Origin of the sequence: Klebsiella planticola (genome assembly GCF_000783935.2) — a bacterium.
GTDB classification, from domain to species: Bacteria; Pseudomonadota; Gammaproteobacteria; order Enterobacterales; family Enterobacteriaceae; genus Klebsiella; species Klebsiella planticola.
The window spans coordinates 4927436-4942639 of sequence record NZ_CP026047.1 but is presented as its reverse complement, the minus strand read 5'-3'; the positions used below and the strand labels follow the sequence as shown (position 1 = coordinate 4942639).

The window sequence follows — 15204 nt, the reverse complement described above, 5'->3', positions numbered from 1 at the left end:
TTAATTATCCTTCGGGAAATCCCAGATATTGGGTAAGTGGCGATTGGAGTAGCCGGAAATAAAGGGTTTGATGAGACCTTCCGGGGTATAGACGGCACGTTTAACGGCGCCAATATTGCCGCCGTAGACATGGATACTGATCGACACGCTCTCCGCCAGCGCGTTACTGACGCGGTGAATATCGCCATCGCGGGAGGAGACCTTTTCGACCTCGCCCGGCGAGAGCCGTCCGGCAATGCCGTCGGCCACCGGAAGACCTGCAGCATCGAGACGATAGCGCTGATTCTCTTCCGCGCCGCGCAGCATGCCGATGACGCCCCACACGCGATGGTCGTGAATCGGCGTGGCCTGCCCGGGGCCCCAGACAAAGCTGACGATCGAAAAGCGTTGTCCGGAGTCGGCGTGCAGCAGGTATTGCTGGTAGTGGTGGGGATGCGGCAAAGCGTACTCGTCAGGCAGCCAGTCATCCTGCCTGACCAGCCGCGCCAGGCGCTGCGCAACCGCCTCCAGCAGCTGCGATTCGTCGCTGAACTCCCGATGAAGGGCATCAACCTCTTGAATAAAATGGCGTAGTTTTTCCAGTCGTGGTGCGGTCATGAACGGTTCCTGTCAGAGGGACTGGTCATTACGCTAACAAAGGCGTTAATATTATTTAAATGCAATTTACGCATATATTAATATGCAAAATTCACATTAAGGATTCTATGCGCATCGACGACATTGACGCCCTGCTGGCGACGGTACAGTTTTCTTCCCTCAATCAGGCGGCGGAATATCTGGGAATTACCCAATCGGCGATTACCCGACGGCTGCAGCGTCTGGAGCAAACTCTCGGCGTGACCCTGCTGGAGCGCCAGACCCGACCGCTGACCCTGACCGCCGCCGGGCACCGGGTTTATGAGCAGTGCCTGAGCATCAAGCGGGAGACGAAAAAGCTGTACGGGCTGCTGGATCCGCAGGCGGAACCGCACGGTATTTTGCGCCTCGGCGTACCGCAGAGCGTGGCGGAAATTGCGCTCCAGCCGGCGCTGATGGCGCTACGCCAGCAGTTTCCGCAGCTCCAGCCGCAGGTGACCTGCGGCTGGAGCGGGCTGCTGCAAAAGCGACTCGAGAGCGTCGAGCTGGATGGCATGCTGGCAATGGGGCCGGCACAGCAGGTCTTTGCCGATAGCTATGCCGGCCGGTTGCTGTGTTCGCTGGATATAGTGGTGATTGCGGCGAAAAGCCTGCGCCTGCAGGCCGCTGAACTGCGGGACTGCGCGTCTCAGGGCTGGGTGCTTAACCCTGACGGCTGCGGGTTGCGGGCGGGGTTAATTCGTGAACTCCAGGCTCAGGGGCTGCGGCTTCAGCTGAATGTCGAAACCGCGGGGGCTCACCTGCAAATTGGCCTGGTTGCTCAGGGGCAAGGGCTGGGTCTGGTACCGCGTGCGGCGCTGGCCGCCAGCCCGTGGCGCGATGAGGTGACCGTTCTGACGTTAGCCGATTTCCAGCCGGCGGTCTGCTTGTGGCAGGTGAGCGCACAGAATCTGGCGAATCTGCAGCAGCCGTTCACTTTTTTTGCCGGGAAAATTGCGCAGCAGCTTACTCTATCTGATTGAAGAGTATACTAAATTATCTAAATGCTGATTTTGCATATTAAGATATGATAAAAATGCATTTTGCTCATTAACTGCCGATGTATAGGGTAACGACAGGCGCCGCCGCTGCGGCCACCGTTACCCGACGCAAGGAGTTATGTTATGAGCATTCAGTTTCTCGGGATGATCGGCCATCGCCTCTCATCCGAAACCATCGCCCCGGCAGGACCGGTTTTTGACCGCGACTATATCGTGCGCTTTGCGCAAACTCACGAAGCGGCCGGCTTCGATCGCCTGCTGGTGGGGCATTGGTCCGATCAGCCGGATGGCTTTCTGGTTACCGCGCTGGCCGGATTATCGACAGAGAAAATCAGTTTCCTGCTGGCCCATCGCCCCGGATTCGTCTCGCCAACGCTGGCGGCACGTAAGTTTGCCACCCTGGAGCATCTGCTCGGTGGGCGTCTGGCGGTACATATCATCAGCGGCGGCAACGATGCCGAACAGCGTCGGGATGGTGACTACCTCAATCATGACCAGCGCTACGCGCGTACCAATGCCTTCCTTGATACGGTGCGAAAAGTCTGGACTGCGGAACAGCCCGTTGATATCGACAATGATTTTTATCAGGCCGAACAGGCGTGGTCGGCGATTCGTCCGCTGCAACAACCGCACATTCCGATCTACTTCGGCGGCTCCTCCGAGGCTGCCATTGCGGTGGCCGGTAAACATGCTGACGTTTTTGCCCTGTGGGGCGAATCGTTAGGGCAAACGGAGGAGACCATCCGTCGGGTGCGTGCCGAAGCAGCGAAGCATCAGCGCCACATTGATTTTAGCGTCTCATTCCGGCCGATTATTGCCGACAGCGAAGCGCAGGCCTGGGAGAAGGCCGAGCATATTTTGCATGTCGCTTCCGAACGGGCGGCGCAGGCGGGTCAGGGGTTCAAAGCGAAGCCCGATAGCGAAGGCGCGCGGCGCCTGCGGGCCACGGCAGAACAGGGAAATGTGGTGGATAAACGTCTGTGGACCGGCATTGCGAAACTGGTCGGCGGCGGCCATAACTCCACCGCGCTGGTCGGAACGGCGGAACAGGTTGCCGATGCGCTGCTGGATTATTACGACCTCGGAGTGCGCAACTTCCTGATTCGCGGCTTCGATCCCTTAAATGATGCGCGGGAATACGGCAAGGCTCTGCTGCCGATTGCCCGCGAAAAAGCGGCTCAGCGTGCGATTCAGGAGCGCGCATCGTGACGTTTTCCGGTCAACAGCCCGTACGTCCGCAGGCCGACTGGCTACAGCAGTTAACCGACATTCGTCAACTGATGGCCGAACAGGCGGCAGAGCTTGATCGCAGCGGCGACTTTCCCCACCACAATCTCGCGCACCTGCATCAGCGCGGTTTTCTGAGCCTCGCCACGCCGGCGCAGTATGGCGGGGCGGGGGCGGATTTGGCCCGGCTGCAGCAGGCGATTACCGCCATTGCGTGGGGAGAACCGGCGACGGCGCTGATCGTCTGTATGCAGTATCTGCATCATCTGCGTCTGGCGGATAGCGACGGCTGGGCGGAACCGCTGCGTCGGCAGGTCTATCGTGATGCCGTCGAGCGGGGTGGACTGATCAACAGCCTGAGAGTTGAACCTGAACTCGGCTCGCCGGCGCGTGGGGGACTGCCGCAGACGGTTGCCACCCGTACCGCCGACGGCTGGCGCCTTAACGGACACAAACTCTATACCACCGGAGTTGAAGGGCTGAGCTGGCTGGCTATCTGGGCACGAAGCGACGATCTCGACCCGCATGTCGGCACCTGGCTGGTTCCCCGGGCAAGTGACGGTGTCACTATTATTAAAAGCTGGGACCATGCCGGAATGCGCGCGACCGGCAGCCATGAAGTGATCCTGAAAAACGTGCCGATCCCCGGGCAAAATGCGGTAGATATCTGGCCGGCATCTGCGCCTCCCGCCGCGGATGCCGAACGTTTCCGTCTCTTCGCCAATCGACAGACCGCGCTGTTAGCCGCGATCTATGACGGCGTGGCCCGCGCGGCGCGGGACTGGCTGCTGGGCTGGCTCAGTACGCGGGCGCCGGCCAACCTCGGGCACCCGCTCTCCCGTCTGCCGCGCGTGCAGGAAAAAACCGGCCAGATAGAAGGCTGGCTGCTGACGAACCGCTGCCTGCTGCAACAGGCCGCCGGGCTGGAATTGACCGCCACCGAGGCCAATCTGGCCAAGGTCACTATTACCGACAACGCGGTGCAGGTCGTGGCTCTGGCGCTGGAACTTACCGGCAATCATGGCCTGAGCCGACAACATCCTCTGGAACGCCACTATCGCAACGTGCTGTGCGGGCGCGTGCATACGCCGCAGAGCGACAGCGCGTGGCAGGCGGCGGGTCAACACGCTTTTCAATCATAAGGATAATGTTTATGCGCGAACGAAAAATGACAAGATTGGCCGCGGGACTCTCGCTGCTGGCGCTGAGTGCTTTGGCGACGGCGCAGGAGCGTATCACCCTGCGAATTGCCGATCAGAAAGGGGGCATGCGCTCGCAGCTCGAAGCGGCCAACGCGCTGCAAAACCTGGGTTATGAGATCAAGTGGGCTGAGTTTCCGGCCGCCGCACCGCTGGCGGAAGCGCTGAACGCCGGCGCGGTAGACGCGGGGATTATTGGCGATGCGCCGCTGTTATTTGCGCTGGCCAACGGCGCGCCGGTTAAGGCTATTGCCGTCGATAAAAGCAACCCGGCGGGTACGGCCGTGCTGGTTCCGCCGGGAAGTTCGCTCAAGAGCGCCGCGGATTTAAAAGGTAAGCGGATCGCCACCGGCAAAGGTTCGATCGGTCATTTCGTGGCGCTGAAAGCCCTGCAGCAGGCGGGGATATCGCCCGCAGAGGTGCAGTGGGTATTTCTCGGCCCGGTCGATGCCAAAGTGGCTTTACTCAACGGCTCGGTCGATGCCTGGGCGACCTGGGAACCCTACACCACGCAGCTGGTGAAAACCGCCGAAGGTCAGATTCTGGTGAGCGGTAAAGGGCTGCTGCCGGGGAATACATTTCTGGCGGCAACGGATGAAAGCTTAAAGGATCCGGCTAAGCGCGCGGCGCTACAGGATTATCTCATCCGTCTGGCAGGGGCGGAGCGCTGGGCTTACGCCAATCTCGAGAGCTATGGCAAAACCCTCGGCGACATCATCCGTTTCCCGCCGGACATTGCCCGGGCGCAGTTTGCTAACCGTCAGTCGCAGTGGCAGCGTCTGGACTCGCGCACCATTGAACAGCAGCAGGCCACCGCCGACTTCTATCAGGTCAATGGTCTGATTCGCGCGAAGCTGGACGTCACGCCGACCTTTGATACCCGATTTACGCTGCCTGATGTCCCGGCCGCCCAGGAGAAGAGACCATGAATCAGTCCGCTTTCTCACGCCGCCGCTTTTTACAGCTCAGCGGTGGAACCATGCTGGCGGCCGCCGCCTGGCCGCTGTGGGCGCACACGATGACCACGATGCCGGAAGGGGGCGGAAACGGTGAAAACCTGGCGCTGCGGCTGGCGGAACCCTACAAGCTGAAGCTGGCCATCAACAAGAGCGCGGTTTGCCTCGCGCCGGTGGCGGTCGCTGAGCAGCAGAAGTTTTTCAGCAAATACAACCTTGAGGTTGAGTTCGTTAACTTCGGCAACTCGACCGATGTGCTGCTGGAGGCTATCGCGACCGGCAAGGCCGATGCCGGCGTCGGGATGGCGCTACGCTGGCTGAAGGCGCTGGAGCAGGGTTTTGACGTCAAGTTGACGGCCGGAACGCACGGCGGCTGTCTCAATCTGCTGACGGCGAAAAATTCGCCGTTTGGCGGCCTGGAGAGTCTGAAAGGGCAGACGATTGGCGTCACCGATATGGCCGGTCCGGACAAAAACTTCTTCGCTATTTTGCTCAAACGACATGGCATCGATCCGATAAGCGATGTGCAGTGGAAAGTTTACCCGGCGGATCTGCTCAGTATCGCGCTGGATAAGCGGGAGATTGCGGCCATCAGCGGCAGCGAACCCTTCAGCTTCCGCCTGCTGCAAAGCGGGAAATATCAGCTGATCGCCAGCAATATGAGCGGCGATTACGCCAACCTGAGCTGCTGCGTGCTGGGCGTGAGCGGGGCGCTGGCCCGGGATCACAAACCGGTTGCCGCCGCGCTGACCCAGGCGATTCTCGAGGCGCACAGCTATGCATCGGCCCACCCTGAAAGCGTGGCGCAATCGTTCATGGCCCATGCATTAAACACCGATGAGGCTGAAGTCTCGGGGATCCTTCATGGCCAGGGGCATGGACACCACGCCGTGGGAGAGGCCTTTGTGAATGAACTGACCCAGTACGTGAGCGATCTGCAGCGGGTGCAGGTGATCAAACCGGGGACCAACCCCCACCAGTTTGCGGAGAGTATTTATGCCAACGTATTCGCCTGAACGTGCGCTGTCACGCGCCGGGGGGCGCTATCCGTTGTGGTCTGAAGGGCTGCTGGCCGCCGCGCTGTGGCTGGCGGGCGGGATGTTTACGCTAGCGTGGCCGGATGTCGGACGACGCTGGCCCTATAGCGCGGGGTGGGCGATGAGCCAGTTTGTCATCGCCGGTGGACTGCTGGCGCTGGCGCTGAGTTGCCGCTACTGGTATCCGCGGGGCGGTCGTTTGCTCGCGGCTGGCAAGTGGCTGGCGCTGCTGCCGTTGCTGTTTGCGTTATGGGAGTGGCTGACGGCAAAAACGGCGATCCTGCCGGTGCCGTTTTTTGCCCCGCCGCAGGCGCTGATCGAAGTGCTGGTCGATGACTGGCCGCGTCTGCTGGATAGTCTGCTGCACTCTCTGGGGCTGCTCGGGCTCGGGGTGCTGCTCGGGACCTCCTGCGGTTTTATCAGCGGGCTGGCGATTGGCTGGTCGCAGCGTATCGGCTACTGGCTGCATCCGGTCCTGCGCCTGCTTGGCCCGGTGCCCTCAACGGCGCTCTTGCCGCTATGCCTGTTTATTTTTCCCTCCAGCTTTGGGGCAAGCGTGTTTCTGATTGCGCTGAGCACCTGGTTTCCGGTCACCGTGCTGACCTGGTCCGGGGTCATGAGTATCGATAAAGCCTGGTATGACGTTGCCCGCACGCTGGGGGCCAGCCAGCGCTTTCTGATTTTACGGGTGGCGATTCCCGCCTCGCTGCCGAATGTGTTTGTCGGCTTGTTTATGGGGCTGGGCGCGTCGTTCTCAGTGCTGATCGTCGCTGAGATGGTTGGCGTGAAATCGGGCATCGGTTTTTATCTGCAGTGGGCGCAGGGCTGGGCGGCTTACCCCAATATGTATGCCGCGCTGCTGGTAATGGCCTTTCTCTGTTCCGGCCTGATAAGCGGGCTGTTTATGGTGCGCGATCGGCTGCTGAAGTGGCAGCGAGGAGGGATGACATGGTAGCAACAGCGACACCCCAAAACACCGCCCGGGTCGGTGCGGGCATCGAGATTCACCATTTGCACCATGCTTTTTCCCTCGGCAGGGAAACGGTGCCGGTGCTGGAGAATATCAGTCTGCAGCTGCGTCCGGGCGAGAGCGTGGCGCTACTGGGGCCTTCGGGCTGCGGCAAGTCGACGCTGCTGCGGCTGCTGGCGGGACTGGAGCCAATGCAGGGCGGGCAGATCCGGATAGATAACGCGGCGATGGGCGGTCCGGGGCCCGACCGCATTCTGGTGTTTCAGGATCCGACGCTCTATCCGTGGCTGACGGTGCGGCAAAATGTGCTGTTGGGGCCGCAGGCGCAGGGCAAAAAAGGGCGTGAAGCGCAGGCCGATGCGCTGATAACGCGTATCGGTCTGCAGGGATTCAGCCAGGCGTGGCCCCGGCAGCTTTCGGGCGGGATGGCCCAGCGGGCCGCGCTGGCGCGCGCGCTGCTCAACGAGCCGCGTTTACTGCTGCTCGATGAGCCCCTCGGCAAACTGGACTCTCTGACCCGTATCGGCATGCAGCGCGAGCTGATTACGCTCTGGCAGCAGCAGGGCTACACCAGCCTGCTGGTGACCCATGATATTGAAGAAGCGCTGCTGCTGTGCGAACGCGTGCTGGTGATGTCGCCGCGACCGGGGCGGATCATTGGCGAATTTACGCTACCGCTGGCCTTTCCCCGGCATCGGGATAACCCGCAGCTGTTGCAGCACCGACAGGATATTTTACGCATGTTGGGGCAGGCCGAGGACTGGTAGTCTGGCGAGGGCGCAACGGAGGTGCCCGGACAGGCCGCGACGGCGCTGTCCGGGCGTGGTGATGCAATCAGAAGTCCATTTTCACCGTAAACTGCACTTCTCGCGGATCGCCAATCTGGTTGCCCAGGTTGTTTGTGGCGATGGATGAGGTGTAGTAGGTCTTATCAAACAGGTTCTTCACGTTAACCTGCAGCGTCACCGGATATTGCAGCTTCATCTTATAGGCGGCGAAGACATCGGCGACCGCGTAGCCCTGCAGATAATAGTCCGCGCCGTTGGTGCCGGAGCGTTTGCTCACCGCGCGACCGCCGCCGCCGACGGTCAGCGTATTGCTGTCGTAGACGTTATGGATGTCGTAGCTGAGGAATAACGATCCGGTGTGTTTCGGTACGTTGGGCAGCGGCTTGCCGGCATAGTCAGGATCGTCGAGCACTTTCGCGTCGGTATAGCCGTAGCTGGCGATCACGCTCAGGTTATCGGTAATCGAACCGGCCAGATCCACCTCGACGCCGCGTGAACGTACTTTCCCGGCGGTCTTGGCGACGGTCTCGTCGCCGACGGCTTCGGTGTACAGCACGTTGCGTTTATGAATATCAAACAGCGCGATGTTGGCGGTGATACCGCTTAACAGATCAAACTTCGCGCCCACTTCGTAGGATGTGGACTCTTCGGGCGGCAGATTGCCGATGTAGCTGGCGATCGATGACTGCGGCATAAACGACTGCGCCACGTTACCGAACAGCGACACGGTTGGCGTCAGCTTATACACCAGACCCAATTTCGGCGTCCATTTCTGGTCGCTGCTGTCGGTGTTGACATTGAACGGACGCCCTTTGCCGGCGTACTGGGTATAGTACTGATAACGCATCCCGGCAACGGCAATCCACTTGTCGGTCAGATAGAGCGCGTCCTGAACGTAGGCGGCGTAGCTCTCCTGCTGAATACGCTGATCGCTATCGGAGTCCGAAACGGTGCTGCATGTGCCGACAGTGCCGTAGACCGGATTGTAAATATTGAACCCTTTCACATTCTTACAGCGGATCATGTCGGTGCGCAGCAGATCGTAATTCTCATAGGCGATGCCGGTGAGGACTTCGTTATAAAACCCGCCGACGACCACGTTGCCCTGTAAATCGGCGCGGGTTGTGTGCATCTTCTGCGTTGAGCCGTGGGTGGCGTCAACGCGGCGGGTCAGATCGCCGGTGGCCGAATCGTAGGCGGTTACGCGGGCCTGGTTATCGTTGTAGTGATCCTGGCTGTAGCTGTAGTCAAAGCGGGCGGTCCAGGCATCGTTCAGGCGATATTCGGCGTTCAGCTGCGCCAGATCGGAATAACCATCGGTAACGTTAAACGGCTCGTCAAAGCGCGTTTTCCGATCGACGTTGACCGCGTGGCCGGTATTGAGATCGAAGATCGTCCCGCGATCGAACGGCGTATTGTAGTCGCGATGGGAGTACGACACGTTCACCGTCGCCCGGTCGCCAAACCAGGTCAGGGAAGGGGCGATAAAGCTGCTTTTCTCTTTACCAAAGTTGCGCCAGTAATCTTCGTGTTGGTACTCGCCGATGATCCGGTAGGCCAGCCGCGTACCTTCGATGGGGCCGGTGACGTCAAACTGGCCGGTGCCGCCGCCAAAGCTGCTGGAGGTGGCGGAAATCGAGCCGCCAAAGGTTCTCTCCGGGCGCTTCGTGACGACGTTAATCAATCCGCCGGGGTCGAGAATGCCGTACAGTGTGGAGGCTGGGCCTTTCAACACCTCTACGCGTTCGGTGGCGGCATTAAAGCTGCGCGGCAAAACGGTACGCAGACCGTTGGTCATGATGGAACCGTCGCGGTTGGCGCCAAAACCGCGGCGGGTAAAGGCATCCTGGGTCCCGCCGAGGGTGTTGGTCTGGACGACGTTGGCGACGTTATACAGCGCCTCGTCAAGAGTGGTGGCGTGCTGATCTTCCAGCACCTTGTCGCTGACGGTATTCACCACCTGCGGGATATCCAGCAGCGGCATCGACGTGAGGGTTGCCGTTGAGCTGGCAACCGGCTGATAGCCGTTGGTGTCATTCTGCGCACCCTCGGCGACCACCGTCATGGTTTCGTCGCCAGCCGTTTTCTCTTTGCTGGCGCTGTTTTCTGCTGCAATTAATCCCGGTGAGGTAAAAGAACCCAAAAATATCAGTGAAAAAAGAGCTCGCCCTTTCAGCGTCGTGAAAGGGATCGTTGATCGCGTCATTTGTCTGTTTCTCGTGAACGAATCTGTCCTTTGCAGACAGAAAAAGCCAATTAAATCATTGCCCTTAAAAATATTATCTGCCTGTTAACTGTGATGATTTGCGTTCAGGCATGTAATTGAGAATCATTCAATCACGAGGGGATGTAGTAGTAAATGTTATGTAAGATAAAAAATCAGCAGTTGCCGGATCGGCGTTTCTGGCGCTATTTCTCACCCGTATTTTTGAGTTAATTATCTGTTTTATATATTTAAAATATAATCCTCTTCCCGGGATTATCCGGGTAGTGCAGGCAATTTATGCCCGTTAAAACAGAGTATTGACTACTACATTCATCCGCAGCATGATCAAAAGAGAATGAGATTTATTTTTGTTTGAGTGCAGAACGTGCTGGCTGATGCCACGCCGTTGCGGCGCAGGAGCGAGTTATGCCACAGCGGGTGATGCCTGCAGAGCAGGGAATCGTACTGGATTCCCTGTCGGCCGGATACGGCCAGACCCTGATTGTCGATGACATTCATTTGACGATCCCTCACGGTAAAATGACGGTACTGGCCGGGGCCAACGGCTCCGGTAAATCCACCCTGCTGTCGACGATTGCCCGCATGCTGAAACCGCTTGGCGGCAGCGTGCGTCTGGATGGTCAGACGATTCACACCATGCCGACCCGGGCGGTTGCACGCCAGCTGGGGATTCTGCCTCAGTCACCGCTCACTCCCGAAGGATTAACGGTCTTTGAGCTGGTTTCCCGCGGTCGCTACCCCTGGCAGGGATTGATGCGCCAGTGGTCTGATGCCGACGAACGGGCGGTAGAAGAGGCCATGGCGTTGACCGGCACCGCCGAATTCGCCCATCTGCCGGTAGACAGCCTCTCCGGTGGCCAGCGCCAGCGCTGCTGGATTGCGATGGCGCTGGCGCAGGAAACGCCGACGATCCTGCTGGACGAGCCGACCACCTGGCTCGATTTGCGCTATCAGGTCGATATCCTCGAACTGCTGCAAACCCTGACCCGCGAACATGGACGCACGGTGGTCACCGTGCTGCACGACCTTAACTTTGCGGTGAACTATGCCGATATCCTGGTGTTCCTCAAGAAAGGGCGTATTGCCGGGGTCGTGGACGAAAACGCCAGCTGCACCCCGGAGCTTATCAAAACCGTGTTTGATGTTGAGGTACAGATGTCGCTCAACCCGCAGACCGGGAAACCCTTTTTTATGCCTTTCCGCGCGCGACAGGAGCAAGCCCAATGAGCGCCTCCGCGCTGCTGTTGCACCGCCGCCGCCAGGCGCGGCCAAAACGAGCGCTCGCGCTACTGACGCTGCTGCTGATTGTCGGTTCGGTGGTGCATCTGGGACTGGGGGCGCGCTGGATTGCGCCGGAGACGGTGCTTCAGGCGCTGTTTCACTATGACCCGCGTAATTTTGACCAGCGGATTATTGTCGAGCTGCGACTGGTTCGTCTCGCGGCGGCGCTGTTGACCGGCGCGGCGCTGGGCGTCGCCGGAGTGCTGCTGCAGACGGTGATTCGTAACCCGCTGGGGGAACCGCATATTCTCGGGCTTAACGCCGGCGCCTCACTGGCGGTAGTCGGCACATCGGCGCTGGGTCTGAGCGGCATGACGCCAGGTCGCCCGCTGATTGCCGCCGGCGGCGCGGCGCTGCTGTTCGGCGGCGTGATGCTGCTGGCGACCGCCGGACGCGGCGGGGCGACGCCGCTACGCATCACGCTCTGCGGTGTGGCGCTCTCCGCCTTTGCCTCGGCGGTCACCGCCGCGATCCTGATTCTGGATGAACAAACGCTGCTGGCGATGCGCACGTGGCTGGCGGGCGATCTGGCCGGACTCAACTGGCAAATTTTACGCTCGGCGACGCTTCCGGCGCTGGCCGGTGGCCTGCTCGCGCTGCTTATCGCGCCACGTCTGAACGTTCTGGCGCTGGGCGATAAGGTGGCGCTGGGGCTGGGGGTGAACATTATTCAGACCCGACTGCTGGGGCTGGGCGCCATTGCGCTGCTGTGCGGTGCGGCAGTGGCGGTTGCCGGGCCGATCGGTTTTGTCGGACTGGTGGTGCCACACGTTATTCGTCGCCTGGTCAGCGAAGATATTCGTCTGGCGCTGCCGCTGGCGGCGCCGGTCGGGGCGCTGGTGCTGCTGTTCGCGGATATCGCCGCCCGCACCCTGGTGGCGCCGCAGGAGCTGGCGACCGGGGCGATGACTGCGCTGGTTGGCGCTCCGGTATTTATCTTTATTGCGGCGAGGTTTTTTAAATGAAAAACGCGGCGCGCCGTGCCGGTTTCCGGCCCCTTCGCGCGGGGAGCTGCCATCTGCTTCTGCGCCCCGCGGCGCTGAACATCGCTGCGGTGCTGATTATCGCCATTCTGCTGCTGGCAAGCTTTGGCCTGACGCGCGGCAGCTTCCCGCTGCCTGCCGGTACTCTGGCGCGAGCGCTCTTTGCCCCAGAAAATGTCGGCGACCAGCCGCGCTTTATCCTGTTTGATATTCGCCTTCCCAGGCTGCTGATGGCGCTGCTGTGCGGCGCTATGCTCGGGCTGGCGGGGGCGGCGATGCAGAGCATCACCCGAAACGGGCTGGCGGACCCGGGGCTGATTGGCGTCAAAGAGGGAGCCAGCGTGGTCGTGCTGGCGTTGATTCTGTTCTTTCCCGCCGTCGGGCTGGTCTGGCGCCCGCTGGCCGGCATTCTGGGCGGGGCACTGGTGGCGCTGCTGGTGCTGGTACTGGCCCGGGATTGCTCGCGGCCGCGCTTCATTCTGATCGGTATCGGCGTCTCCTGGACGCTGGCGGCGGCGGTCGGCATTTTTATGACCACCGCCGATGTGCGCGATGTGCAAACGGCGATGATCTGGCTTGCCGGCAGTCTGCATGCGGCAACCTGGTCGCTGTTGATGGTGGCCTTTTTGTGGGCGCTGCCGGGGACATTGATTCTGTTTTTGACCGCCCGGGCGGCGGATGTGGCGCAGCTTGGCGACCGTACCGCCGTGGGACTCGGCGTGCGCCTGCAGCAGCTGACCCTGCTGCGCTTTTTTGCGCCGGTGCTGCTCACCTCCGCCAGCGTCTCCTGCGTCGGCAGCCTTGGCTTTGTCGGGCTGATGGCGCCGCACATGGCGCGCTTTCTGCTGCGCGGTGGCCAGGTGTCGCTGCTGTGCGGCAGCGCTTTGATTGGCGCGCTGCTGGTGCTGTTTACCGATACTCTCGGCCGTCTGGCCTTCGCGCCGCTGCAAATTCCGGCCGGAATTGTTATTGCGCTGGTGGGGTGTCCGTTTTTTATCTTGCTGCTGTGGCGTCGTCGTGACGTCCTGTAATGTAGAAGGGTTGCTATGCGTTGGCTTATTTCTTTGCTGTTGTTAGCGGCGGGCGTTACCGGCGCCGCCGAGCGTCAAACACAAACGTTTACTGATGATTTAGGGCGGGTGGTGACGGTGCCGCTGCATCCGCAGCGTATCGTCTCGATGCACGACCTGGATATCACGATTCCGCTCATTGAGCTTGGCGTGCCGCCGGTGGCCAGCCACGGACGCACCCGCCCCGACGGTAGCCACTATCTGCGCTCCAGCGCCCAGCTGACCGGGGTCGATTTTGATAACAGCGCGATCCAGTTTATCGGCACCGCGGATATTGACCTCGAAGCCGTTGCAGCGGCGAAACCGGATCTGATTATTACCGAACCGAGCCGCCACGTCTCTGTGGAACAGCTGGAGAAGATTGCGCCGACGGTCAGCATTGACCATCTGCAGGGCAGCGCGCCGCGAATTTACAGCAAGCTGGCGCAGCTCACCGGCAGCCAGGCGCGGCTGGCAATTCTTGAGCGCCGCTATCAGGCGCAGATCGCCCAGCTCAAAGCGATGGTGGATACCCGCAACATCACGGTGTCGGTTATTCAGGCCAACAATGGCAAAGTCACCGTTCACCACTCCTATCACGCGCTGGGACGGGTACTGCGCGACGCCGGGTTTCGTTTTCCGCCGTTGATCGACAAGATCCCCGACGGACAGCGAATTGACGTCAGCGCCGAACAGCTGCCGGAGCTGGATGCGGATTTTGTTTTTGCTACCTGGCGCTCGGATACCGGCGGTAAACCGCAGGAGGAGCTGCAGGCGATGGAAGGGGTGATGCCCGGCTGGTGCGACTTTATGCGTGCCTGCCGCACCGGCCGCTATATCCTGCTGCCGCGCGAGGAGGTTATCTCCAACTCCTTTGCCGCCCTGACCCTGATGGTGGCGCAGGTGCAGTCGCACATTGCCGGTCGTCCGCTGCCGGCGGAGCTGAAATGAAAACGCCGGTGAAAAGAGAGAAAGGGCGGGTCGACCTGTTCGGCGAACGCTTTCGCGCCCGGGCGCACCAGCTCTCGCCGCGTCTGCTGGCGGTCGTCAGCTATATCAACGACAACCGTGAAGTGGTGCTGGAGCGCACGGCGATGGAGATCGCCGCGGCGACGCAGACTTCGGATGCCACGGTTGTGCGGGCCATTCAGGCGCTGGGTTTTGCCGGGCTGCGCGAACTGAAGCAGACCATGGAGCGCTGGTTCGGCCCCTCCATCACCTCATCGGAGAAGATGCTGTCAACGGTGAATGCGCTCTCCTGCGATGTGAATTCGAGCATTGATTTTGTGCTGGAGGGCCATCAGCGCGCCTGTGAAGTGCTCTCTCGTCCCGCCAACCGTGCCGCCGTCGCTCAGGCGGTAGCGCTACTCAGCGAGGCGCGGCAGGTGGCGATTTTCGGTATCGGGGCATCGGGGATTCTGGCAGAGTACACCGGCAGGCTGTTCAGCCGTATCGGGTTACCGTCCTGCGTGCTCAACCGTACCGGCTTCAGCCTTGCCGAGCAGCTGATTAGCCTGCAGCGTGGCGATGTGATGATTATGATGGGACAGAAATCGCCGCATCGTGAAGGGATGACCGCGCTGCGCGAAGCCCGGCGGCTGGGGATCCCGACGATTTTGTTGACCCAGGCGGTGGACTCACGTTTTAGCCAGGAGGCGCAGGTGGTGATCGACGTCCCGCGCGGCGGCGATAACGGCCGGGTACCGCTTCACGGTACGGTGCTGGTCTGTCTCGAAATGCTGGTGCTGTCGGTGGCGACGACCACGCCGCAGCGGACCATGAAATCAATGAAGCGCATTAACGAACTGCATAAAGCGATTGGTAAATCCGGCGGTAAACGCAGCTAAGTACACGATAATTCACTGGCTGAA

Annotated in this window: 13 protein-coding genes and 1 pseudogene; 12 read left to right on the top strand and 2 right to left on the bottom strand. The window is 60.6% G+C overall.

Annotation, left to right across the window (positions count from 1 at the left end):
- Positions 1–597, bottom strand: a complete 597-nt coding sequence (locus tag MC50_RS23810) for a cysteine dioxygenase family protein (RefSeq protein WP_032687172.1) — start codon at positions 595–597, stop codon at positions 1–3.
- 107 nt (positions 598–704) lie between these two features.
- On the opposite strand from MC50_RS23810, the gene MC50_RS23805 reads away from it, so the two are divergent.
- The 7 genes and pseudogenes from MC50_RS23805 to MC50_RS23775 all read left to right on the top strand — a co-directional run bounded on the left by MC50_RS23805 (position 705) and on the right by MC50_RS23775 (position 7772).
- Positions 705–1598 carry a LysR family transcriptional regulator gene (locus MC50_RS23805; RefSeq protein WP_047665065.1) on the top strand — a complete coding sequence of 298 codons (894 nt, stop codon included), beginning with the start codon at positions 705–707 and terminating at the stop codon, positions 1596–1598.
- A gap of 141 nt (positions 1599–1739) precedes the next feature.
- Positions 1740–2826, top strand: a pseudogene (locus MC50_RS23800) (LLM class flavin-dependent oxidoreductase); the annotation flags it as partial.
- A 70-nt stretch (positions 2827–2896) separates the two neighbouring features.
- Positions 2897–3985 (top strand): acyl-CoA dehydrogenase family protein, encoded by a 1089-nt coding sequence (locus MC50_RS23795; protein WP_052135822.1) that lies wholly within the window; start codon positions 2897–2899, stop codon positions 3983–3985.
- Positions 3986–3996: 11 nt separating this feature from the next.
- Positions 3997–4971, top strand: a complete 975-nt coding sequence (locus MC50_RS23790) for an ABC transporter substrate-binding protein (RefSeq protein WP_047665061.1) — start codon at positions 3997–3999, stop codon at positions 4969–4971.
- Positions 4968–6014, top strand: a complete 1047-nt coding sequence (locus tag MC50_RS23785) for an ABC transporter substrate-binding protein (RefSeq protein WP_046852306.1) — start codon at positions 4968–4970, stop codon at positions 6012–6014. Before MC50_RS23790 ends, MC50_RS23785 begins: the two co-directional genes overlap by 4 nt.
- The gene (locus MC50_RS23780) at positions 5995–6990 is read left to right on the top strand and encodes an ABC transporter permease (RefSeq protein WP_032687178.1); all 996 of its coding nucleotides are present in this window, start codon (positions 5995–5997) and stop codon (positions 6988–6990) included. The genes MC50_RS23785 and MC50_RS23780 overlap by 20 nt, the downstream gene beginning before the upstream one ends.
- Complete coding sequence (locus MC50_RS23775) at positions 6984–7772, top strand: ABC transporter ATP-binding protein (protein ID WP_032687179.1); 789 nt, start codon at positions 6984–6986, stop codon at positions 7770–7772. The genes MC50_RS23780 and MC50_RS23775 overlap by 7 nt, the downstream gene beginning before the upstream one ends.
- 67 nt (positions 7773–7839) lie before the next feature.
- Here MC50_RS23775 and MC50_RS23770 read toward each other — a convergent pair whose 3' ends face one another.
- Complete coding sequence (locus MC50_RS23770) at positions 7840–9909, bottom strand: TonB-dependent siderophore receptor (RefSeq protein ID WP_094898152.1); 2070 nt, start codon at positions 9907–9909, stop codon at positions 7840–7842.
- 516 nt (positions 9910–10425) lie between these two features.
- Between MC50_RS23770 and MC50_RS23765 the strand changes: the two genes are divergently transcribed.
- Genes MC50_RS23765 through MC50_RS23745 form a run of 5 tightly spaced genes read left to right on the top strand, consistent with a single transcriptional unit; the run spans position 10426 to position 15180 of the window.
- Complete coding sequence (locus tag MC50_RS23765) at positions 10426–11247, top strand: ABC transporter ATP-binding protein (RefSeq protein WP_032697353.1); 822 nt, start codon at positions 10426–10428, stop codon at positions 11245–11247.
- Entirely contained in the window at positions 11244–12266 is a 1023-nt protein-coding gene (locus tag MC50_RS23760; protein ID WP_046852307.1) for a FecCD family ABC transporter permease, read from the top strand. Before MC50_RS23765 ends, MC50_RS23760 begins: the two co-directional genes overlap by 4 nt.
- Positions 12263–13315 (top strand): FecCD family ABC transporter permease, encoded by a 1053-nt coding sequence (locus MC50_RS23755; protein WP_032687187.1) that lies wholly within the window; start codon positions 12263–12265, stop codon positions 13313–13315. The genes MC50_RS23760 and MC50_RS23755 overlap by 4 nt, the downstream gene beginning before the upstream one ends.
- A 15-nt stretch (positions 13316–13330) precedes the next feature.
- On the top strand, positions 13331–14284 hold the full coding sequence (locus tag MC50_RS23750; protein WP_032697351.1) for an iron-siderophore ABC transporter substrate-binding protein: 954 nt from the start codon (positions 13331–13333) through the stop codon (positions 14282–14284).
- Complete coding sequence (locus MC50_RS23745; RefSeq protein ID WP_032687189.1) at positions 14281–15180, top strand: MurR/RpiR family transcriptional regulator; 900 nt, start codon at positions 14281–14283, stop codon at positions 15178–15180. Before MC50_RS23750 ends, MC50_RS23745 begins: the two co-directional genes overlap by 4 nt.
- Positions 15181–15204 lie beyond the last annotated feature (24 nt).